We start from the raw sequence: 22,745 nt of genomic DNA, 5'->3' as shown, positions 1-22,745 counted from the left end.
GCGCCCGTCTTCGGACTGGAGACGGCGACCACCGAGTGGGTGATGTTCGACGAGCCGAGCGCGGCGTAGTCGCAGTACGTGCCGAAGGTGCTCGGGCCGCCGTCGGCGCTGAACCAGTAGCGCAGCTTCACCGTCGACAGGTCGATCGGGGCGTTGCCCGTGTTCAGTACCTGGAGTCCCAGCCTGATCTGGTTGTCACCGGTGGCGGAGTCACTGTTCTTGTACCGGACCTTCACCGCGCCGGTACCGGTCGAGCCGCCCGTCTTCGTGGTGGCGGTGACCGCGGCCGACAGGGCCGAGGTGTTGCCGCCCGCGTCCCGTGCCGCGACGGTGTAGCTGTACTGGGTGGCCGCGGCGAGGTCCGGGTCCGTGAACGTCCGGGTGGTGGCGTTCCCCGCCAGCACCCCGTTGCGGTACACGTCGTAGCCGGTCACGGCGACGTTGTCGGTGGAGGCCGACCAGGAGAGCGAGACGCTGGTGGCGGTCGTCGCCGTCACGGTGAGGCCCGTCGGGGCCGTCGGCGCCTCGGTGTCCCCGCCCGGCCCGCCGCCGCCCTCCACCAGCAGCTCGGCGTAGATCGCGAACGCCAGGGCGAGCGCCGCCTGGGCCCAGAACCGGTGGTAGGTGAACGTGGGGGCGGCGCCGCCGTCCAGGTAGGCCTGCACCTTCGGCCAGTCGGGGTCGTCCTTGTACCAGCTGCGGATGTCGATGAAGGTCGACCCCGGCTCGATGGTGTCGCCGTTCGGCATCGTGCCCGACCATCCGGCCGGGATGTACACCTCGTCGTTGAACCGGTTGTAGTCCCGCCGGGTCTCCGGTACGGAGATGCCCTTCGCGGTGGCGTTCAGGGCCATCGCGTCCAGCAGCGCCTTGGCCAGCGCGGCAGCGTCCTCGTCGCCCGACTTGGCGGCGTAGTAGGTGAGCGTCTTGACGTACGCGGCGCCCACACCGACGTCGTTGGCGTAGTCCACCACCGTGACGTGCAGGCCCGCGTTGTTCCCGGGGGACGCGGCGTTCCAGGTGTCGGGCCGGCCCGTCCAGTTGAGGGTGGAGGGGAAGCGGAAGCTGCCGTCGGCGCCCACCGTCGTCTCGGACGAAGCCCAGGCGACCCACTTGGACAGCACCGCCTCGGCGGCCGCGTTGCCCGTCTCGTGGTAGTACGCCGCGAGGCGCTCCATGCCCCACGCCTGGAAGCCGAACCAGTTGTTGCTCGGCGGGTCGTGGTACACCGGCTGCCAGTCGTACGCCATCCCGTAGAAGGTGGGCGTACCGGCAGGCGGCGCGCTGTAACTTCCCTCCCAGCTGTTGGTGCAGCCGCCCGCGAAGGCGCCCTCACTCGACTGCAGCCAGGTCAGGAACTCCAGCTGCCGGGTCAGGCTCTTGGACCAGTCGGTCCTGGCCGTCGCCGACTTGGGGGTGAGCGACGGTACGTTGGACAGAGCCCACGCGGCCAGCGGGTTCTGGTAACCCTGGTGCGAGGCGCCGTCACCGATGCGCCAGGCCCAGCCGCCGCCACTGCCCGCCGCGGCACCGCCCCAGGCGTAGTACCAGGACAGCAGGTAGTGCTGGGAGTCACGGCCGGTGGCTGCCGGGCAGGACGCCGGGTCGGTGCAGTTGCCGACCCGCTTGAAGTACTTGTCGAACATGGCGTAGCGAAGGTAGTCGCCCATCTTGGCGGCCTTCGCCACCGAGCTCGCGACCTCGCTCGCCTTGCCCTGGGCCGACGCCCAGCGGTACGCCCAGTAGGCGGCCTGCACCGCGCGGGCGTCGGCGTCCGGCGCATTCGTGTACTTCCACTGCTTGGCATAACTGGCGTCGCCGACGAACAGATCGAGATATCCGTTGGGGCCGCCGTACTTGAACAGGTCCGTGGTGGGCTGCGGAACCGTCTCCCACACCGACTCCTGAGCACCGCGCTGGTACGTGTTGATGAAAGAGGCCCCGGCGCCCGGCCCGGACTCGCCGCCGGTGCCCGGCTTGTTGCCGTAGCCGTAGACGTTGTCGAGGTCCATCAGCCAGTGCATGCCGTAGACGTCCATTGTCCCGTAGGACGAGGCGAGTTCGGTGGCGAGCGGGTCCGTGCCGACCTTGACCGTCCCGTCCAGTGCGGAGGGGTAGCCGCTGGGCAGCGGATGCTCCGGGGCGTAGGTCGCGGGAGCCGACGGGTTGTAGGAGCCGGCGGTCGACTGGTCCGCGTGCTGGGGAATGATGGTCTTCTCGGCCACGGCCCAGGCCGCGTTGAAGGGCGCCCAGTCTCCGGTCACCCTGCCGTACGCGGCCTCCAGCCACATCCAGAAGCTGACGGCCTCCGACGTGGTCTGGTGCCCGTGGTCGGGGGCCTCGACCATCAGTGTCTCGACCGAGTGGTACGGCAGGCCGTCCGGGCTGAAGTAGCCGTTGGCAGACGACTTGATCTTGCCGTACTGGGTGAGGAAGGCCTGGGTGTAAGGGTCGTCGGCCGCAGCTGCGCGAGCGCCGGTGCCGGCCGCCGGGGAGGCGGGCTTCGCGGCGGCGATGCCCTGTGTCATACCCATGGCGAGGAGGCTGCCACCCAGGGCGCTGCTGAATGTTCTACGTGATATCGACACAAATCCTCCATTGGCGGGTGTCGTTGGGGAAGGGGGGCGGTGGAGGGGAGAGCGATTGCGCAGGGGCGGGTGAGCCGGAGCGGCTCATGTGGCCGACGGTCAGGGTTCGATGCCCCAGGCAGGCTCGCCGTCCAGGTAGACGGTGACCTTCGGAGCGTCCGCGTAGGGTGCGACGGTGTCGTGGCTGTAGTCGTCCGACTCGTCGAAGTTCGACCAGTCCGTCTTGTTCAGGCGGAGCTGGATCTCGCCGGTCGAGGCACCCGGGGCCAGGCTGCCGCCGGAGAAGCCCACTTCGAGGTAGTGGTCGGCGCCGGTCTTCGGGTTTCCCGGAGCGGTCACCCGGTGGGTCACCCGGGAACAGCCGAGCTGTGACCAGTCGCACCAAGTGCTGTATGTGGAAGCCCCGCTGCCGGAGGTGAACCAGTAACGGACCTTCACGTCCGGGAGGCTGATCGTCGTGCCGCCGGTGTTCACGAGTTGGAGGCCGGGCTTGATCTGGTTGTCGCCGGCAGAGGAGTCGTTGTTGCGGTACTGCGCCTTGAGCACGCCGGGATCACCACCCTCCCCCGGGTCGCCGTCGTCGCCCAGAGCGGTGCGCACGGCGGCGTGGGCGGGCTTCGGCAGCAGGTTCTCGTCGTACAGATTGGCCGCCCCCTGACCGGGGAACGTGCTCGGAACCCAGGAGTACTTGTCGGTGTAGTCCCAGACCGTGATGCCGACACAGCGCTCGACCGCCAGGCAGGCTTCGACCACTTGCCGGTAGTACGCGGACTGCGTAACGGTCTTGGCGGCGTCGGCGGGCAGCTGCATGCGCACGTCGAGCTCCGTGACGGCGACGTCGAGGCCGAGGTCGGCGAACCGCTGCATGTTCGCCTGCATCTGGTACGGGAAGCCGTACTGGACGGCCAGATGCGCCTGCATCCCGACCCCGTGGAGAGGGACGCCCTCGTCGAGCAGTTCGCTCACCAGTGCGTACATGGCGTCGCTCTTCGCGCCGAGCCCTTCGATGTTGTAGTCGTTGAGGTACAGCTCGGCGTCCGGATCCGCGGCATGGGCGGCGCGCAGGGCGGTGGCGATGTAGTCGCTGCCCATCGCGGTGTGGAAGGGGCTCGTGCGGAAGGTCCCGTCCTCGTTGAACGGCTCGTTCACCACGTCCCACGCGGTGACCTCGCCGCGGTAGTGCGTGGCCACCTCGGTGATGTGGCCGGTCATCGCCGCCTCTACCTGCCCCGACGGCAGGGCTCCGACCCAGCCCGGCAGCTGGCTGTGCCAGACGAGGGTGTGCCCGCGCACCGTCTGGCCGTGCTGCGCCGCGAAGTCGGTGATCACGTCACCCTTGGCGAAGTCGAACCGGCCCTGGGCGGGCTCGGTGGTGTCCCACTTCATGGAGTTGCCGGGCGTGATCTGTCCGAACTCGGAGCCGAGGACGGCCGCATAGGCGGCATCGGGAAGTTCGGGGTTGTCGGTGGCGGAACCGAAGTACCTGCCCTGGGCGGCTGCCAGTTCGTGCAGCGTGCCCTGCTGGGCGGCGGCAGCCGGTCCGCCCGTCGGAGCGACGATGAGGGCGAGACCGAGGGCTCCGGCCAGGAGGGCCGACAGCCCACTGGTACGGCTGGGTCTGCAGCACTTCACCGAGCTCATGGCAACGCCTTCCTCTGTCGGGCGGGGTGGAGCGTGGCGGGGAGCGCGTCTGCGCCCCCGTCACGCCCTTTGTCCGCCCGGTGCTGGGGGAGAAGGGGAGGGGATTGGAGCGTGCTGTGCAAGCCGTACTGTGGGAGCGCTCCCAAGGTGGCGTGGTGATGGGCACCTGTCAAGTCTTAAATCACAACTGCCTTACGGGCGCGTTAACGCGGCTACACCTTGAACGGGCGCCCCACTGTGCTCAGTTGCCTGCCATGAGGGTGCTGTGCCGTCCGCCGGAGTGGTGATTCCAGCCGGTGCCGGGGGTGACTTCGCGCCGCAGTCGAGGTGTGCCCGGGAGGCGCGGCGAGCGGCCCCGGGGCCGCTCGCATCAGGTCTACGCGCAGCTGTGGCGTGCCGTGCCGGTGACATCGGGAGTGGACACGTTGGGTGACACAGGTGTGCCCTGCGGGAGTCGGTGCATCGGCGTCGGCCACTTTCGGTGGATGACTCGCACGGCGTGCGGCCGATGCCCGTCGCCAGGCGGTGCCGGGAGCCGGGAAGGTCCTGAAGTGACTGGCAGGAGGCGTGGGTGAGTGTGAGCAGCGGGGTGAAAGCGCGAGCGCGGTGGGGGAGCCGGCGACGTGTGCGGGCCCGGATCCGGAACGCGGCGTGGCTCTGCCTGTTCGCGTCCCGATGCTCACGGAGAGTGCATGCGGGTGGCCGGGTGCCGGAACGGTGATCCGCTCCTGGCGGCGTACGCGAAGACGTCCGCGGGGCTGTAGGGCCGCCGGGGGGCCGGGGATGCGGGCGAGCGACGACCTGTCTCCGGCCGGCGGGTGAACGGTGCCCGGGCCGGCCGCGGTCGGAGGCGCTGCGGGGGCTGTCCTCGGCTCTCCCGGTCTCCGGCTCGGCCGCGGGTGATGGTCGTGATCGCGTCCGCCTGTCATCATGTGCCTGACACATAGTCGAATCCCAGGAGCGCCACCGATCATGCGCATGCCCCGCCCTGCTACCGCCGTTCTCGCTACCGCGCTCGGCTTCGCCGGCATTCTCGTCACCGCCCCCGTCGCCGGTGCTGCGGCCCAGGCCGGCTGCCAGTACAAGGTCGTGTGGCCGACCGCCGGTGTCTACGAGAACCCGAATCCGAACAGTGTGGTCGTCAAGACCAAGTACGCCGGTGACATCGTCGGCGCATCAACCTGCGAGGGCGCCTCTTACAACGAGTACGGCTACGTGCTGGTCACCACCGACGCGGCAGCTGACGGACGGGGCTGGGTGCGGGAAGGGGCGGTCGTCCCGGTCTGACGGACCTTCGCGCGCAAGTGCGGTCAGGGCCCAGGAGACCGGCATGGTCACCGGGCCCCGGTGCGGTCGTCGACGTGGAGGGCAGGCACTGCCCTCCACGTTCACCGGCGTCCCGGCCCTCGGGTCGCCCGCCTTCCCCTCACGCTCCCCCCTGAGTGCGGGGAAGGGGCGAGCGCCTCTCGTTCCGGCCGTCCGGCGTGCGTAGTGCTCCACGTGGTCATCGGGTCGACGCGGTCATGACCCGCTCGGCCCACCGGGCGTCCGACGCCGATCTCCGGCCCAGGCCTCGGGCCCCGCGCGGACGCCGAATCAGGCCCGGGCCCGGCGCGGACACCTCTTCGCAGCCGCCATTCGGGACGGCGACATTGCCGCGCTCCTCGGCCGGGTGTCCTGCCGGGCCGCTGTTCAACCGCCTTCGGCGGTGCGCGCACGGTTTCAGTGCGCGCGGACGACAGCGCGGACGCTGTCGATGCTGCCGCAGTCGGCCTTCACGTGCTTCTCCCGGTCGCGGAGGAAGGTCGCGCCGAGTTCGGCGCGGCGCTCCTCCGGCACGTTCTCCCGGGCGCCGTTGAGGATCGTGCGTTCCTCCTCGTCGAGGTGGTGCGTGACGGCTTTCGCGAGCTCCTCCAGCTTCTCGTCCCACTCGTCGGAGCCCACTTCTCGCACTTCCATCAGGGCGAGGAGCGCTTCGTTCCCCTCGTGGTGCTCTTCCTCCCCGTGCTCGATCTCCTCGTTGTCCACGTTGCGGAACCGCTTGAGCGCCGGGTACACCTCGGCTTCCTCGGCCTCTCCGTGAGCGATCAGGAGCGTGGCGAACTCGCTCAGAGCCGCCCGCCGGTCCTCCTCGACACTCCTCATTCGGCGCAGCAGTTCCTCCATGCTGCGATGGTCCGCAAGAATCTCGGCTACCACGTCACGCGTCTCGGACACCACAATCTCCTCTTCTGGACGGTGCTTCGCTGCTACCCCCAGGAGAGGCGGACAAGCGAGACGGCCGCTGGGGGCTTTCCCGGGCCGACATGGAAGAGCAGGAGCACCGCCCGGACAGGGTCCTGGGGCGCCGGTCCCGGGCCGCGCCTCGTCACGGCATCGGCGGCTGCCGGCGGTAGTCGCCCGGTGGCACACCCACGACCCGCTTGAAAGCGACGCTCAGGGCGCTCTCCGAGCCGTATCCGACGGAGTGCGCGATGGCGGCGAGCGTCTCCCTGCCGTCCCGTAGCTGCCGGGCCGCAAGCTCGATGCGCCAGCGGGTGAGGTACTCCAAGGGGCCCTGGCCGACCGTCGCCTTGAAGCGGGCGGCCAGAGTCGAGCGGGAGACCGCTGCGGTGCTTGCCAGTTCGGCCACGGTCCAACGACGCGCGGGGTCCCGGTGGAGGCAGGTCAGGGCCGCGGCGATCACGGGATCGCCGAGACCGGCCAGCCAGCCGGACGCCGCACGGGGATTGCGTGCGAGGTGCAGCCGCAGTACATGCACGAGCATGACGACGGCGAGATGCTCGGCCACCAGCGTGGCGGCCATCGGCCGTTCCGAGAGCTCCTGTTCGATGGCGGTCAGCGCCCATCGCACCGTCTCCGCGTGCTGGGTCTCGGACGGGATATGGATGACCGGCGGCAGTCGGTCGAGCAGCAGTTCCTGGGCACGGGTACCGAAGGAGAATGCACCGCCGATGAGGAACACGTCGTCGCCGTCGCCCACCTGTGCGACGTCGCCCCCTGCCGCGGCGAACACCGGGCCGGCGTCGACGGGCGGGGCCTCCATGTCGCTGCGGAGGGTGAATGCGCGAGGACGGGTGAGCAGGTAGCAGTCGCCCTCCGCCAGGCCGACCGGCTGGTCGACACCGTCGACCTCCAGCAGGCAGGAGCCGCGTCGCACCGCGTTGAACTTCACGGCCTCGGGAGCCTCGAACCGTACGGCCCACTGTCCCCCCGCCGCCATGCTCGCGGACAGACGACCGCGCGGCTGCAGCAGGGTCAGCACATCCTCAAGTGGATCCACGGCACCTTCCAGTCTGGACGCCGGCTGAAGAAACACGGACTTCCAACCATAGATCGTCCAGATCGCTCGACGTAGCGTGGAGCCATGACAACGAACCACCTCCATCCCCGCAACGCCGCGAACGGCGAGTCCGCCCTCCTCACCACTCCCTTCGGCCCCCGCGCCTCGGCAGGCGAGGTGATCGATGGCGTGGACCTCACCGGCCGCCGTGCCGTGGTCACCGGAGGCGCCTCCGGCATCGGTGCCGCTACGGTCCGCGCCCTGGCCGTCGCAGGCGCAGAGGTCACGATCGCCACACGCCGCCCGGAGTCCGCCGAACCGCTGGTCAGAGAGCTGGCCACGGTCGGCGGCGCGGGCCGCGTGCACACGGAGGCCCTCGACCTGTCCGACCCCGCCTCGGCCGTCGCGTTCGCGCGGGAATGGCGCGGGCCACTCGACATCCTCGTCGCGAACGCAGGGATCATGGCCCTTCCCACACGCACTCTCACCGCGGGCGGCTGGGAGGCGCAGTTCGCCACCAACCACCTCGGCCACTTCGCGCTGGCCACCGGCCTGCGCACGGCCATGGCGGATTCCGGCTCCGCCCGGATCGTGGTCGTCAGCTCCGGCGCCCACCGGGACGTGCCCTTCGATTTCGAGGACCCCCACTTCGCGCGGAGGCCCTACGACCCATGGGTCGCCTACGGGCAGTCCAAGACCGCCGGGGTGCTGTTCACGGTCGGCGCCCGCCGCTGGGAGGCCGACGGCATCACGGCCAACGCGCTCAACCCCGGCTACATCCTCACGCGCCTCCAGCGGCACCTCGACGACGACACCATGCGCTCGTTCGGTGTGATGGACGACGCCGGCAACCTGACACCGCTGCCGTACTACAAGACTCCCGAGCAGGGCGCCGCCACCTCGGTCCTCCTGGCGGCCTCACCCCTGGTGGAGGACATCACGGGTAGGTACTTCGAGGACAACCAGGAGGCGCCGACCGTTCGGGACGACGACGATCAGCCCGGCGGCGTCGGCGCCCACGCACTGGCCCAGGAGGCGGCGGACCGGCTCTGGGAGTACAGCACCGAGGCACTCCGCGGAGCTTGACCCGCTCTTGGTCAGCGGGAGCAGGCTTCCTGCTTCGGCTCCGCCACCGGACGAATCCTCAGGGTCGAGGCGTCAGTGCCCGCTCGCCGGGGCGAGCGCCGTGAACCGACGTCACTCGGTGATCTGTGTGTGTGCCGGTCCCGAGCCGTAGCGGTCGAGGAACTCGTCTCCCGGTAGGTCGAGCGCATGAAGTCTGGAGATGGAGAACACCTCCGTACCCTCGCCCACCTCGTCGCCGTCGGGGATTCGGTAGGCCTGCACCATGCCGAGGACCTCGAAGCCGCCCTCCCCGGCGTACTCGGCAGACTCCCGCTCGGCACAGGCGACGGCCTCGTCGAGGGACCGCGCCCGGAACAGCACGACACGTTCCTCGTAGGGACGGTCTTCCCAGGTCAGCCACCTGTGGAAGGTTCTGGCCCCGTACCGGGCCTTGGGCTCTTGCTCCGTTGCCCTGCTGTCATCCCCTCGCGCCACATCGTGATCGTCGCAAAGAGGGATTCACCTCCGCAACAGGCTTCTCGCCGTTGTTGATCGCGTAGGCGACGTCTCAGCCGTTCTCCTGGTGGAGGTGGCCGGCGTGCCGCCGCCGATGAGGTCGAATCCCTCGGTGACGCCGAACGCCCCCGTCCAGACTCCGTGAGACCGGACGACCGCCGCACCGGAGCGTGCGGCGGTCGCCCGCGTCACCGGGTCCGGTCCGTGAGCGGACCGGACCCGCTCACCTCAGTTCCGGCCGCCCATGGCGGGCGGGGCGGCGTCGGCGCCCCATGCCGTAGGCCTGTCGGAGAGCTTGATCGAGATCGTGCCGGAACGCAGCAGGTCCTCGTGGGAGAGCCAGCTCCGACGCAGGTTGCCCCGGAGAGTGGAGACGGAGGAGACGTACTGGAGCTTCGAGGCGTTCGCGCCCGGGGCCACGATGCGGATCTTCCGGCCGTGCTCGGGCCGGATCTCGACCTTCTCGAACATGGGCGCGCTGACGATGTAGGTCGCGGAGCCGGGCTGGGCCTCGAAGACGCCGGCCATGGCGAACACGAGCAGCGACGAGGTGGCGCCGAGATCGTCGTTGCCGGGCATGCCGTACGCGTCGTCGGTGAACAGCGTCCGCATCGCGCGCAGCACGGCCGAGGTCTTCCACGGCGCGCCGGTCCACGCGTACATCCACGGCGTGTGGAAGTCAGGCTCGTTGTTCGGGTTGAAGGCGAAGTTGTTGTGGTAGTCGTACGCGCCGGTCACCCAGGACTCCGAAGCGGCCTTCGCCGGATCGGAGAGCACGGTCGGCAGATCGAAGAACGTGTCGAGCCGCTGCTCGGCCTTGTCCTCTCCGCCCATCAGGCCGAAGAGGGTCTGCGGGTCCTGCTGGGCCAGCCACTGGTACTGCCACGCCGTGCCCTCGTGGAAGGCGCCGGACTGGGTGGGGTCCGGATCCCCGGCGACGGTACCGTCCGCGTTCTTCGTGACCGGGAAACCGGTGAAGCCCTGCGAGGTGACGTCGGTGTCCCAGAGCGTGGCGAAGTTGTCGCAGCGCGCGGCGAGCGTCGCGGCCTCGGCGTGATGGCCGAGGCCGTCGGCCATCGTGGACAGTGCGCAGTCGGCGAGTGCGTACTCGAGCGTGGCCGAGCCCGCCTGGCGGCTGTCGCCGTACAGGTAACCGGGCAGGTTCTGGTAGCCGACCCAGCCGTTCTCGACGTATGTCGGGTTGCCGTCGCGACCCCGGAAGAGGGACTGGTCCGAGGGGACGTCGTTGACGTTCTTCCAGAGCGCGTCGAAGAGTTGACGCGAGGTGCGGTCGTCGAGCAGGCCGCGGTTGTAGAGGTCGACGATCCACGGGGTGACGGGATCGCCGCTCATCACGTTGGTCTCGCCGTTGCCCAGTCCCCAGCGGGGCAGCCAGCCGCCGTCCTGGTGGACGCGCAGCACGGATGCGGCCATGTCGGCGGCCTTGTCCGGGTTCAGCAGGGCCACCAGCTGGTTCTGCGAGCGGTAGGTGTCCCACAGCGAGAACATCTGGTAATACGTGGCGTCCGCGCGGTGCACCTTGTCGTCGAAGCCCCGGTAACGCTTGTCGACGTCGGACCCGATCGAAGGGTGCAGCAGCGAGTGGTAGAGGGCGCTGTAGTACGTGCGCTGATCGGCGGTGCTGCCGCCGGCCACCCGCATGCGGTTCAGCTCGTCCTGCCAGGCGTCGTGCGCCCCGGTGCGGGCCTTGCCGAACGAGGACGGCTGCTCAGCCTTGCGGTTGAGCCGCGCGCCGTCGACCGAGGTGTAGGACAGGCCCACCGATGCGCCGACCCGGTCGCCCTCGGACGGGTCGAACGTCAGCCAGGCGCCCGCGCGCTTGGTGCCGCGCGAGGCTTCGCGCTGGTTCGGGGTGAGGGTGTCGTCGGACCAGGTGCCGAACTTCGAGAACTTCCTGTCGAACGTGGCGCTGAAGAAGACCCGGTAGCGCTCCTTGCCCGTCTCGCCGCAGAAGTTGCCGCCCTGGAGCCACCCTTCGACGGTGTCGTCGCCGACCACCTTGATGCCGCCGGCATACGTGCTGCCGTTGCTCTCGCCGGTCTCGATGAGGACGTTCTCCTCGTCCGAGCCGGCGGGGAAGGTGTAGCGGTGCTGACCGGTTCGTTCTGTCGCGCTGAGCTCGGACCGGATGCCGTTGGCGAACTTCACGCCGTAGTAGCCCGGTGCGCGGGTCTCCTCGTCGTGGCTGAACTTCGCAGCGTACTGGGCCGGATCGGACGAGGTGACCGCCCCGGTGGTCGGCATGAACCGGACATTGCCCATCGTCTGGCAGCCGACGCCCGAGAGGTGCGTATGACTGAAACCGAGGATGGTGTCCTGCGCGTAGTCATAGGACGCGTACTTGTTCAACTGAGTGTCGGGGCTCAGCTGAACCATGCCGAACGGGGCGGCGGCACCCGGGAAGGTGGTCCCGTCGCCGTTGTTGCCGATCGACGTGTCGACGAGCGTGGTGGGGTCATCGGCGAATACCGGTCCCTGTTCCCTGGCATCGGCGACTCCGGAGGTGACGGACGCGGCGGTCAGGGTGGTGGTGATCAACAGGACGGTGAACGCGCGCTTCAGCGCTCTCATCGGGCGAGCCTCTCTTAGACAACGTTGTCAAACTCGATTCGATGATCTTTGCCTTCGTGATGCTGTCCCGTCAACCCGTTGTCGATCACGTTCGGTCCACGAATGCCGCCGTAGGCGTATCCACGGCGCAGGTCCTCGGACGCCGGGATGACGCCGACGCCGACGTGGCCGTGGGCGATCGCGGCGTGCAGTCCGGCACGGTCAGCTTGCTCCGGATACCCGGCGGGATCCATGAAGTCACGGCGGGGGATCCTTGACCGGGTTCACCCGTGCGCGCTGAGTGCACGGCTCGCGGACCCGCGACAGCGCGTCCGGCACGACGTCTCCTTGCTGCCCGTCAGGGTCAGGGGGACGCAGGCGTGTTTCTGGCAGTTCGATCCGGAGGGAAATCGCATGACACCGCAGATCCTGCGCGCCGAGGACAGGGTGCCGACGCCGTGGAGCAACGGCGGAGGCGTGACGTCGGAGGTCGCGGTTCATCCGATGGGCGCGGCGACGGACGACTTCGCGTGGCGGGTCAGCGTCGCCGATGTGGAGCGCGGCGGGCCGTTCTCCGCGTTCCCGGGGGTCGACAGGATCATCACCGTCGTCGACGGACCGGGCGTGACCCTCACCGTCGACGGGGCCCCGCACACGATGGACGCACCGTACGAGCCGTTCGTCCTGTCCGGCGACGCGGTCACGGAGTGCCGGCTGCTCGACGGACCGGTGGTCGCCTTCAACGTGATGGCACGGCGTGCCGAGATGACGGCGCGGGTTCGCGTGGTGCGCTCCGGCACAGCCGTGTCGCCCGCGGCCGGGACCCGTGTGCTGGCAATCGTCCTGGACGGGTCCGCCGTGCTCGAGCGGGCCTCTGTCCGCCTCGGCCGCCTCGACGCCGTCCTGCTCCCGGACGGGCACGGCGAAAGCTTCGGCGTCGAGGGGGTCTTGGCGCTCGTGGACCTCGTGGCCCGCCCCGGTGGCTGACCGCGCCTGCGTCAGGACCTCGAACGCGGCCGTCAGGACCTGCGGCAGGGCCGGCTGCCGGCCTGCTGTCCCACCCCGCGGTGTCATCGCCGCGCCACCGCCCCGGCAGGAGCACGCCGTCGTACGCTGCTGGCGTGCACAGTGTGGAACTGCTTCCCGACGAGGCGACCGACCGGGCCGTCCGGGACGTGTGGCGTCGTCTGGCGGACCTGGGCCTGCCCAGCCAGGCCACGCACCAGCATCCGACGAACCGGCCACACCTCACGCTCGCAACGGCGGACGCCCTGCCGGTAGAGGTCCACGTTCAGCTGCGGCGGACGTTCGCAGGCCTTCCCGTCCCGCTGCGCCTCGATGGGCTCCTGCGCTTCTCAGGCCGCACGCAGGTGCTGGCCTGGGCGGTTCGGCCCGACGACGTCCTGCTGAACCTGCACCGGACGGTGTGGCGCATCGTGGCTGAGGCGTCACCGAGCGGGCGGCTCAACCCGCTGCTCGACCCCGTCCGGTGGGTCCCGCACATCACGCTCGGCCGTGGACGACCCACGGCGTGGGGCGCCCTCGACGCCGGGCCGCTCGTCGTCACGGCGGACGCTTCGGCTTCATCGAGGGGCCGTTGGACCGAAGCCCGGTACTACGACTCGCTCACCCGTACGACGGGCTGTCTGAGCCCAGGTCCGGAGTGACTGCGTCGACCAGGATCTCCGGCCGGCGTCCGGGCGTTGCTCACGCCTGAACACAACAAGGCCGAAGTCGGCTGGGCGGTGGCGGTGACCTCGGCGATGAGCAGGTGAGGACGGCCTGCCGTGCCGAGGACGGCCGCGGTGCGCCCACCACTCTGGCCGGCTCCCCTCCCGGCCACTTCGGCCTGAACCGGCCCTTGGAGCTCGCCGAAGCGGTCCACCGCGGGGAGATAACGCGCACCCGGCTGATGGAGCTCGCGCCGCTGGTCCTCGCTGCGGCCGACGACGGTGACGCCGTGGCCTGCACGCTGGTGGACCGGCTCGCTGCCGAGGCCGTCGCCTTCGTCGCCGCCACCACGGCCCGGCCCGGCTGCGGACCGGACGCGGTGCCGCTGGTCCTGGGTGGCGGACTGCTGCGGTCAGGGTGCGTCCGGCTCCACACCGGCATACGGGAGGCACTGCACGCGGCGCACGGGGACCCGCAGATCGTCATCCCCGACACTCCGCCCGTCGTCGGCGCTCTCACGCTCGCCCTGGACGCGGCGGCGGCGCGTACGCCGGGGGCCGTGCCCGACGTGTCCCTCGACTCCCTCGCTGCCCGGGTCGGACGCTTCCTCGGCTGACACCCGGCGCGGGTGATCGGCGATTTCTTCCGATATGGGCAAACCTTCCCTCCGGCTGTTTCGAATGCCTGGTAGGAAGCGCTGCAGGAATCCCGCATCGAGTGGGTCGACCGTACAGGCGTCCGGCCGCGGATCGAGCTACTTCCGTGGCTGGTGAACCACCCACGGTCAGGGAGATACCCCGTCCGGGTTGCCGACCGCCCGGGCCGCAGCGCCGACGACCGAACCGGAGAGCCGAAGCATTCTCGCGAGGGAGCCCCCATGAGCGGCAAGAAGGTCGCCACACTGTCCCCGCCTCCTGGAGGCGCCCCGCCGCGGGGCGATCCACTGGACGGCATACCGGCGGCGGGTACCGAGAGGATCCTGGCGCAGGTACTGGCCGACGTGATGCATCTGGACCATGTGGCCGCGGACAGTGACTTCTTCAAGGACCTGGGTGCCGATTCGCTGGTGATGGCTCATTTCTGCGCGCGGGCAAGGAAGCGTGCGGACGTTCCGCCGATCTCGATGCGAGACGTCTACGCGCACCCCACCGTCGGCGGTCTGGCCTCGGCGCTCGTGCCTGGCGAGCCTTGTGTTTCCGTCCGGTCCGCTCCCGCTTCCCCGGACGTCTCGGTGTCGCCACCCACGGATGCGACGGGCCGGGCCAGGTACGTCCTGTGCGGGACCCTCCAGCTGCTGACCTTCCTCGCCTACTCATGCCTCATCGGCTTTCTGGGGGTCCGGGGCTACGAGTGGATCTCCGCGGGCTCCGGCGTGACCGATGTGTATCTCCGGTCGGTGGTCGTCGGCGCAGCGGCGTTCTCGGGCCTGGCGGTCCTGCCGGTGGCGGTGAAGTGGATCCTCGTGGGGCGGTGGAAGCCCCAGCAGATCCGCATCTGGAGCCTGGCGTACTTCCGGCTCTGGGTGGTCAGGACACTCACCCGGTCGAACCCCCTCGTGCTCTTCGTCGGATCGCCCGTCTACACCTTCTACCTGAGGGCTCTGGGCGCGCGGATCGGCGCAGGGACGGTCGTCTTCTCCCGCCACGTTCCCCTGTGCACCGACCTGCTGTCCCTGGGAAGTCGCGCCGTCATCCGCAAGGACTCGTTCTTCACCTGCTACCGCGCCCGTGACGGCATGATCGAGACCGGCACGGTCACGCTCGGGGACGATGCTGTCGTAGCCGAGGCATCCGTTCTCGACATCGGGACGTCTCTCGGCGAGCGCGCGCGGCTGGCTCATGCGTCGGCTCTGCACCGTGGGCAGGCGGTTCCCCCGGGCGAGCATTGGCACGGTTCCCCGGCTGAGCGCGCGGACGAGCCGTACGAGGTGGTGGACCCCGCGCCCTGCGGCCCGATGCGCAGGTCGCTCCACGGCTTCGTGCAGTTGCTGAGTGCCCTGCTGGTCTATCTGCCGCTGACGGTGGGCGGCCTGGGGATACTTCTCGCCGAAGCCCCGCAGCTCTCGGCTGTGCTGGAACCCGGACCGTCCATCCTGACGACCTGGGTGTTCTACCGCGACGCGCTGCTCGCCTCGTTCGTACTGCTCTTCGTCGTCGTGCCCCTCGGATTCCTCGTGCTGGCCATCGTCCCGCGGCTGCTCAGCCGCACCATCGTGCCGGACAGGGTCTATCCCCTCTACGGGTTCCACTACGGGGCGCACCGGGCGATCACCCTGCTGAGCAACCGCCGCTTCCTCACCCGGCTCTTCGGCGACAGCTCCGCCGTGGTCCCTTACCTCCGACTGCTCGGGTACGACCTCTCACGCGTGGAGCAGACGGGGTCGAACTTCGGGACCGAGGTGAAGCACGAGACCCCCTACCTGAGCACCGTGGGCACGGGCACGATGGTCGCCGACGGGCTGTCCGTCAACAACGCCGAATTCTCCAGCACCTCCTTCCGCGTCTCCCGCGCCGCTGTGGGTCCCCGGAACTTCCTGGGCAACAGGATCGCGTACCCCTCACGGAGCCGGACCGGTGCCAACTGTCTGCTGGCGACGAAGGTCATGGTCCCGGTGAGCGGAAAGGTCAGGGAGGGCGTGGGCCTCCTCGGCTCGCCGGCCTTCGAGATTCCCCGGTCGGTCCAGCGGGACAGCAGTTTCGACCGCATGAAGGACGGCGAGGAGCTGCGCCACGGCCTGGCCGCCAAGAACAGGCACAACGCCGCTTCCATGGGGCTGTATCTGCTGGTCCGGTGGATCTACGCATTCCTTGTCACCCTGACCGTGTCGGCCTCCGCCGAGCTCTACACCTCGGTCGGTGCCGTGGCGGTCGGGCTGGGCAACGTCCTCGTCGTTCTCGTCAGTACCGCCTACTTCGTGCTGGTGGAACGCGCGGTCACGTCGTTCCACCCGCCGGGCCCGCTGTTCTCCTCGATCTACGACCTGCGCTTCTGGCGGCGTGAGCGCTTCTGGAAGGTGCCGTCGGAGACGTATCTCCAGCTCTTCAACGGGACGCCCTTCAAGAGCCAGATATGGCGGCTGCTCGGCGTGCGGATCGGGCGCCGGGTCTTCGACGACGGCTGCTACCTGACGGAGCGCACGATGGTCTCCATCGGCGACGGCTCCACGCTCAACGCCGGGAGTGTGGTCCAGTGCCATTCGCAGGAGGACGGCACCTTCAAGTCCGACCACTCCACTGTCGGTGCCGGCTGCACGCTCGGGGTCGGGGCGTTCGTCCATTACGGAGTGACGATCGGTGACGGAGCGGAACTCGCTCCCGACTCCTTCCTGATGAAGGGGGAGTCCGTCCCCGAGGGCAGCCTGTGGGGCGGCAATCCGGCCCGCCAGAACGACCGAATCGCCGCTCGGGACCAGGAGGCGACACGATGAACAGGGCCACGGGCAAGGACGCGGAGTACTGGCGGGATGTTCTCACGGCTGGAGGCTTCACCTCTGTGCCGCGCTGGACACGTGCCCCGGAACCCGGCCACGCGGTCGTGGACGTCGACGTTCCCGACGCGCTCGTCACCGGCCTGGAGGCGCTGACGCGGTCGCTGGACGTCTCTCCCACGTCGCCGCTGCTGGCCGCACACGCCAAGGTGCTGTCCTCGCTGTCCGGGGAGCAGGGCGTGACCACGGGCTACATGACTGATTCCGGGCCGATGCCGTGCCGGCTCACCACGCTGCCCGTCACATGGCGGGCGCTGGTACTGCGAGCGGACAGGACGGAGAGGGAACTCCTGGCCCACCAGGACTACCCGGTGGAAGCTCTTCGCAGGGAACTCGGCCTCCCCGCGATCGCTCCCGAGGCGGTGTTCGATCCGGCGGGCGGCGGCGTCACGGTCCGGGACGCGGCGCTGCAGGTGGCGGTCGTCCCGCACGACGACGGGCCGGTGCTGCGGCTGCGATACAGGACGGACCTTCTCGACGAGGAGTGCGCGACCCGGATCGCCGGCTACCACCTCACCGCGCTCACCATGATGGCTGCCGACCCTGGTGCGGTACACGGGCGGCAGAGCCTGCTGTCGCACGAGGAGCACCTCCACCAGGTGGACGGGCTCGCGGGACCGCACCGTGTCCTTCCCGACCTGCGGTTCCACGAGTTGTTCGCACAGCGGGTACGCATGCATCCGGACCGGGTCGCGGCGGTCCAGGGCGAGCGGCGCTGGACCTACCGAGATCTCGACATCCGGTCGGACAGGCTGGCCCAGGCCCTGCTGGGCGCGGGGCTCGCCCGACAGGGCGTCGTCGCCGTGGTGAGCGAGAGGAACCTCGAATGGCTGGTCGCGATCCTGGCGGTGTTCAAGTCCGGCGGCGTCTACCTGCCGGTCGAACCGCGTTTCCCGGCTGATCGCATCGCCACCATGCTGAGCCGTGCGGACTGCCGGCTGGTGCTCACCGGACCCGGCAGCACCACCACACTCGACCGCGCCGTCACGTCACTGCCGGGCGTACGGATCTGCCCCATCGGGGCCATGTGCGAGCAGGCCCGCGAGGACACAGGTCCTCATGCGGCGGTCGGCTCCGGCGATCTCGCCTACGTCTTCTTCACCTCCGGATCGACCGGCGAACCCAAGGGCGCGATGATCGAGCACGCGGGCATGCTCAACCACCTCTTCGCGAAGATCGACGACCTGGGGATCAGGGAGAGCGAGGTGGTCGCCCAGACCGCGCCCCAGTGCTTCGACATCTCGCTCTGGCAACTGCTCTCCGCCCTGCTCACCGGCGGACGGACCCTGCTGATCGGCCAGGAGGCGATCCTGGACGTCAGGCGGTACGTGGACACGCTGGTGACGGGCCGGGTCGGGATCGTTCAGATGGTGCCGTCCTACCTTGACGCGGTCCTGACCTTCCTGGAGCAGTGTCCGCGCGAAATGCCCGATCTGCGCTGCGTCTCGGTCACCGGCGAAGCCCTCAAGAAGGACCTCGTCCGACGCTGGTTCGCCGTGATGCCCGGAGTCAGGCTGGTCAACGCCTACGGCCTGACGGAGACGTCGGACGACACCAACCACGCCGTCCTGGAGCGGGTCCCGGACACCGACGGGGTGCCGATCGGCCGCCCGGTCAACAACGTGCGCGTCTATCTCGTCGACGAGCACCTCTCCCCGGTGCCGCTGGGCGCCCCTGGTGCCATCGCCTTCTCCGGCGTCAGCGTGGGCCGCGGATACATCAACGACCCCGAGCGGACCGGTGCGGTGTTCCTGGAGGATCCGCACCGAGCCGGTGAGCGGCTGCACCTCGGCGGCGACTACGGCCGATGGCTCCCCGACGGGCAGCTCGCATTCCTCGGCCGCCGTGACGCCCAGGTGAAGATCCGAGGGTTCCGGATCGAGATCGGTGAGATCGAGAACGCGCTGCTGCAGACGGCCGGCGTGCACGACGCCGCCGTGGTGGTCGCCGACCGCGACGGGCTCGGGCCGCACCTCATCGCCTTCTGCAGCGGCCCGCGCCCCCTGAGTCCGGGCGTTCTGGGGGAGCGACTCGGGGACACCCTGCCCGCCTACATGGTCCCGTCGGTCTTTCACTGGCAGGAGACGCTGCCACTGACGGCGAACGGGAAGATCGACCGCCGTGAACTGACCGTACGCGCCGCGTCGTCGGACTCCTCCACCGCCCACGAGGACGTCGACATGCCGCGCACCCCCACCGAACAGCGACTGGCAGAGGTCTGGGCCGACGTGCTCGGAGTGCCACGGGACGTGGTGGGCCGGAAGGACAACTTCTTCGACCGCGGCGGCACTTCGCTGTCGGCGGTCAGGCTGGCGATCTCCCTGGACCGGGAGGTCTCGCTCAAGGACCTGGTCCGCCATCCCGTACTCACCGACCTGGCCTCGCTCGTCGACGGACGCTCCACCCCCTGACCGATCACAACCCTGAGGAGATCACCATGACTTCTGTGGACATGACCCTCCAGCCGCTCGCTCCTGAACGGGACCGGGGCCGTACCGCGATGGTGCGGGTTCCCGCAGGCGACGACCCGGCCACCTGGCTGCCGGGAGCCAGGGACGGGCTCCGCGTCGCACTCGACGAGCACGGTGCCGTCCTGGTCCGCGGGCTGGACCTGCGGAATCCGGAGGCCGTCGCTGAAGTGCTGCGTCTCCTGGACGTCGAGGCGGTCGTGGAGCGTGAGGCATTCGCCACCAGGCAGACCTACCACCCCGGCGTCTACTCGTCGTCCGCATGGCCTCCCAATCAGCCGATGTGCATGCACCACGAGCTGAGCTACACGCTGGACTTTCCCGGCCTGCTGCTCCTCGTCTGCCTGTCCGAGCCCGGCACGGGCGGGACCACAGGTCTCGCCGACGCGGCCGGGGTGCTCGAGGACCTGCCGGACGAACTGACCGAGCGGTTCGCACGGGAGGGGTGGCTCCTGACCCGCAGCTACAACGGTGAGATCGGGGCGACGGTCAGCGAGGCGTTCGGGACCGACAGCCGGGAGGCCGTGGAGAGCTACTGCCGCGACCACGCCGTCTCCTACGAGTGGCAGCCGGACGGCGGCCTGCGCACCGCGCAGCGCCGTAGCGCCGTGGTGCGCCACCCGGTCGACGGACGACGCTGCTGGTTCAACCAGATCGCCTTCCTCAACGAGTGGACGCTCGCACCCGAGGTGCGCGGCTTCCTCGTCGAGGAGTACGGAGCGGACGGCCTGCCCTTCAACACGTGGTACGGCGACGGCGAGCCCATCGAGGAGGACGTCGTCCGCCGCATCAACGCGGTGTACGAGGAGCGCACGGTGAGCCGGCCGTGGGAGGCCGGTGACCTGCTCCTCGTCGACAACATCCGCACCGCGCACAGCCGGGAGGCGTTCGAAGGCCCGCGTGACGTCGTCGTCGCCATGGCGGCGCCGACCCGGCTCGACACCTGTTCGCCCACGATCGGAAGGACTCCGTGATGAACGCCGCCCCCACCCTCTCCGCAGGAGGCCCCACGGCGGAAGGCGCCACCGTGCCTTCGTTCGCGGTGATACCCGGCAGCCAGGTACGGCACGCGCTCGAGGGACGCGAGAAGGAGATCGTGGAGGTGGTCGAGGCCGCCTACAAGCTGCACGGAGACGCTCGCACGGTGAACCCGCCCTCCTCCTTCCTCCGCTTTCCCGACCGCCCGACGTCCCGGATGATCGCGCTGCCCGCGTCCCTGGGCGGCGAGTCACCCGTCGACGGACTGAAGTGGATCTCGAGCTTCCCCGCCAACGTCAGGTCCGGGATCCCGCGCGCCTCCGCAGTGCTGATCCTGAACGATCCGGGCACCGGCTATCCGTTCGCCTGTCTGGAGAGCTCCATCATCAGCGCGACGAGGACCGCGGCTTCCGCCGCCGCTGCCGCCGACAGGCTCAGCCGCGACCGGCCCCGCCCCACGCGTGTCGGATTCTTCGGCACGGGTCTGATCGCCCGTTACATCCACACCTTCCTGGAGGGCTCCGGCTGGTCGTTCGACGACATCGGGGTCTACGACCTGTCCGCCGACAGCGCCGCCGGCTTCCGCCTCTACGTGGAGCAGTCCGGCAGTGCCGCCGCCGTCACGGTCCACCACTCTCCGGAGGAGCTGATCCGCACGAGCGATCTCGTGGTCTTCGCGACCATCGCTGACCAGCCGCACGTCGACGACCCGGCGTGGTTCGACCACAACCCCGTGGTGCTCCATGTGTCCCTGCGGGATCTCGCCCCGAGGGTCCTGCTTGCCTCGACCAACATCGTGGACGACATCGACCACTGCCTCCGGGCGGCCACCTCCCCCCACCTGACCGAGCAGCTCACCGGAGACCGGGACTTCGTCCAGGGCACCCTGGACGACGTGATGGAGGGGCGTGTGACCCCGCCCGGCGACCGGCCCGTGGTCTTCTCACCCTTCGGCCTCGGGGTGCTCGACCTCGCGGTCGGCGGTTACGTCTACGAGCGCGTCGCACGCTCCGGCGAACTGCGCGTCATCGACGACTTCTTCCACGAACGGCGCCGATACGGATGACAGAAGCTGCACCGGGCCAGGAGAGCCCGCCCACCCACCGTGCAGCAACCGGAGGAGGAGTTCGTCGTGTCGGTCATCACCGTTCCCCAGGCATTCAACGAGGAGGAGCTCTATGTGGACGTCGAGCCGGTGTTCGGCCACCCGCTGCTCCTCAAGTGCGAAGGCTTCAATTTCGCCGGCTCGATCAAGCTGAAGGCGGCTGCCGAGATGGTCGCCGCGGCCGAGCGCGACGGCTCCCTGACACCTGATTCGGTGCTGGTCGAGTCCTCCTCCGGGAACCTCGGTGTGGCGCTGAGCATGATCGCGGCGAGCAAGGGGTACCGCTTCGTCTGTGTGACCGACGCGCGTTGCAACCTCGCCACGAGACTGATGATGGAGGCGCTGGGCAGCGAAGTGCACATGGTGGACGGCCGGGAGGCCAACGGAGGCTTCCTCGGTGCCCGGCTGGACCACGTCCGTCGGCTGTGTGCGTCGGACGACCGGTGCGTGTGGCTGAGTCAGTACTCCAATCCCGCCAACTGGAAGGCCCACTACCGGACGACGGCGCCACAGATCGCACACTCGTTCCCGAAGCTCGACGTCCTGTTCGTGGGTGCCGGGACCACGGGGACGCTGATGGGGTGCGCGCGCTGGTTCCGGACCTGGAACAGGCCCGTGCAGATCGTCGCGGTGGACACCGTCGGTTCGGTCGCCTTCGGCGGGACGCCGGGACGCCGGATGATCCCGGGCCTCGGCATGAGCATGCGGCCGCCCCTGCTGGACGAGTCGTACGTGGACGACGTGGTGCTGGTCGAGGAGGCGGACACGATCTGGGCGTGCCGTCGCCTCGCCAGGCACGGCTTCCTCTTCGGCGGCTCCACCGGCACGGTCGTGAGCGGGGCGGTCGAATGGCTCGCAGGCAGGAGGGCGCGAGACCTCACGGCAGTGGCCGTGGCCCCGGACCTCGGCGAGCGCTACCTCGACACCGTCTACCAGGACAACTGGGTCCAGGACCTGTACGGGGACATCCCGCCGGACCTCGCCGGGCGTGCCCCGGAAGCTTCGGGGCCGCGCGGCCCGCAACCGCCCGAGCGCTCTTCGCGTACTCCGTCGGGCAGCGGGCGCACGGGCTGAAGAGCGACCGCTGGTCCTCCGCCACGCGGCACGAGCGAAGGGGGTGCGGAGTGGGCGCCGCTCATCCTCACCTCGCCGCCCGAAGCGTCAGCATCCGGCTCGCGTAGCCACCTTGCCGAGCCTGTGCGGGCGCACGGTGCGAAGTCCGCCGCCTCTGAGGGCGATACGCGCCGAAGGGCTCACCACGAGATTCGGGAGGATGCGTGGCTCATGTACATGACCGCCTTGAGCCACCGGCCCCGCCCTCCCGTAGCCCTGACGCGGGCGGCCCCTCCATGCCGCGCGGTTCCTCTGCTCG

General features: G+C 69.7%; 17 protein-coding genes. 10 read left to right on the top strand and 7 right to left on the bottom strand.

What is annotated here, in order from left to right:
* Positions 1-2,534, bottom strand: a 2,534-nt coding sequence (locus ACFUNE_RS32015) for a glycoside hydrolase family 48 protein (protein WP_383575252.1), incomplete at its 3' end; no start/stop codon positions are given.
* A 153-nt stretch (positions 2,535-2,687) separates the two neighbouring features.
* Positions 2,688-4,229, bottom strand: coding sequence for an endo-1,4-beta-xylanase (locus ACFUNE_RS32010; RefSeq protein WP_383575250.1), 1,542 nt, complete (start codon positions 4,227-4,229; stop codon positions 2,688-2,690).
* Between the two features lie 972 nt (positions 4,230-5,201).
* Between ACFUNE_RS32010 and ACFUNE_RS32005 the strand changes: the two genes are divergently transcribed.
* Entirely contained in the window at positions 5,202-5,516 is a 315-nt protein-coding gene (locus ACFUNE_RS32005; protein WP_383575248.1) for a glycosyltransferase, read from the top strand.
* A 435-nt stretch (positions 5,517-5,951) separates the two neighbouring features.
* Here the strand turns inward: ACFUNE_RS32005 and ACFUNE_RS32000 are convergent, their stop codons facing one another.
* Together ACFUNE_RS32000 and ACFUNE_RS31995 are read right to left on the bottom strand one after the other, a co-directional pair.
* Entirely contained in the window at positions 5,952-6,446 is a 495-nt protein-coding gene (locus tag ACFUNE_RS32000) for a hemerythrin domain-containing protein (RefSeq protein ID WP_383575246.1), read from the bottom strand.
* 151 nt (positions 6,447-6,597) lie between these two features.
* Complete coding sequence (locus ACFUNE_RS31995) at positions 6,598-7,512, bottom strand: AraC family transcriptional regulator (RefSeq protein WP_383575244.1); 915 nt, start codon at positions 7,510-7,512, stop codon at positions 6,598-6,600.
* 84 nt (positions 7,513-7,596) lie between these two features.
* Between ACFUNE_RS31995 and ACFUNE_RS31990 the strand changes: the two genes are divergently transcribed.
* On the top strand, positions 7,597-8,598 hold the full coding sequence (locus ACFUNE_RS31990) for an SDR family NAD(P)-dependent oxidoreductase (protein ID WP_383575242.1): 1,002 nt from the start codon (positions 7,597-7,599) through the stop codon (positions 8,596-8,598).
* Positions 8,599-8,709: 111 nt separating this feature from the next.
* On the opposite strand, the gene ACFUNE_RS31985 is transcribed toward ACFUNE_RS31990, so the two are convergent.
* The 3 genes from ACFUNE_RS31985 to ACFUNE_RS31975 all read right to left on the bottom strand — a co-directional run bounded on the left by ACFUNE_RS31985 (position 8,710) and on the right by ACFUNE_RS31975 (position 11,918).
* Positions 8,710-8,958 (bottom strand): hypothetical protein, encoded by a 249-nt coding sequence (locus tag ACFUNE_RS31985; RefSeq protein WP_383575240.1) that lies wholly within the window; start codon positions 8,956-8,958, stop codon positions 8,710-8,712.
* 363 nt (positions 8,959-9,321) lie between these two features.
* Positions 9,322-11,685 carry a GH92 family glycosyl hydrolase gene (locus ACFUNE_RS31980; protein WP_383575238.1) on the bottom strand — a complete coding sequence of 788 codons (2,364 nt, stop codon included), beginning with the start codon at positions 11,683-11,685 and terminating at the stop codon, positions 9,322-9,324.
* Between the two features lie 14 nt (positions 11,686-11,699).
* A complete protein-coding gene (locus ACFUNE_RS31975) occupies positions 11,700-11,918 on the bottom strand; it encodes a hypothetical protein (RefSeq protein WP_383575236.1) in 219 nt (72 codons plus the stop codon).
* Between the two features lie 160 nt (positions 11,919-12,078).
* Between ACFUNE_RS31975 and ACFUNE_RS31970 the strand changes: the two genes are divergently transcribed.
* The 8 genes from ACFUNE_RS31970 (at position 12,079) to sbnA (ending at position 22,447) form a co-directional block, all read left to right on the top strand.
* A complete protein-coding gene (locus ACFUNE_RS31970) occupies positions 12,079-12,651 on the top strand; it encodes a HutD family protein (protein ID WP_383575234.1) in 573 nt (190 codons plus the stop codon).
* 134 nt (positions 12,652-12,785) lie between these two features.
* The gene (locus tag ACFUNE_RS31965; RefSeq protein ID WP_383575232.1) at positions 12,786-13,331 is read left to right on the top strand and encodes a 2'-5' RNA ligase family protein; all 546 of its coding nucleotides are present in this window, start codon (positions 12,786-12,788) and stop codon (positions 13,329-13,331) included.
* A 104-nt stretch (positions 13,332-13,435) separates the two neighbouring features.
* Positions 13,436-13,951 carry a hypothetical protein gene (locus ACFUNE_RS31960; RefSeq protein WP_383575230.1) on the top strand — a complete coding sequence of 172 codons (516 nt, stop codon included), beginning with the start codon at positions 13,436-13,438 and terminating at the stop codon, positions 13,949-13,951.
* A gap of 261 nt (positions 13,952-14,212) precedes the next feature.
* Positions 14,213-16,762: a Pls/PosA family non-ribosomal peptide synthetase gene (locus ACFUNE_RS31955; RefSeq protein ID WP_383575228.1), complete on the top strand. Its 2,550-nt coding sequence runs from the start codon at positions 14,213-14,215 to the stop codon at positions 16,760-16,762.
* Positions 16,759-19,233 carry an amino acid adenylation domain-containing protein gene (locus ACFUNE_RS31950; protein ID WP_383575226.1) on the top strand — a complete coding sequence of 825 codons (2,475 nt, stop codon included), beginning with the start codon at positions 16,759-16,761 and terminating at the stop codon, positions 19,231-19,233. Before ACFUNE_RS31955 ends, ACFUNE_RS31950 begins: the two co-directional genes overlap by 4 nt.
* 26 nt (positions 19,234-19,259) lie before the next feature.
* Positions 19,260-20,264, top strand: a complete 1,005-nt coding sequence (locus tag ACFUNE_RS31945) for a TauD/TfdA family dioxygenase (RefSeq protein ID WP_383575224.1) — start codon at positions 19,260-19,262, stop codon at positions 20,262-20,264.
* The gene (gene sbnB / locus ACFUNE_RS31940) at positions 20,264-21,334 is read left to right on the top strand and encodes a 2,3-diaminopropionate biosynthesis protein SbnB (protein ID WP_383575222.1); all 1,071 of its coding nucleotides are present in this window, start codon (positions 20,264-20,266) and stop codon (positions 21,332-21,334) included. The genes ACFUNE_RS31945 and sbnB overlap by 1 nt, the downstream gene beginning before the upstream one ends.
* A 66-nt stretch (positions 21,335-21,400) precedes the next feature.
* Positions 21,401-22,447, top strand: a complete 1,047-nt coding sequence (sbnA, locus tag ACFUNE_RS31935) for a 2,3-diaminopropionate biosynthesis protein SbnA (protein WP_383575220.1) — start codon at positions 21,401-21,403, stop codon at positions 22,445-22,447.
* Positions 22,448-22,745 lie beyond the last annotated feature (298 nt).

This window comes from Streptomyces sp. NPDC057287 (genome assembly GCF_042667905.1).
Classification (GTDB): Bacteria; Actinomycetota; Actinomycetes; order Streptomycetales; family Streptomycetaceae; genus Streptomyces.
Note: the sequence above shows the minus strand (reverse complement) of the source record. Positions and strands in the feature narration are given on the sequence as shown.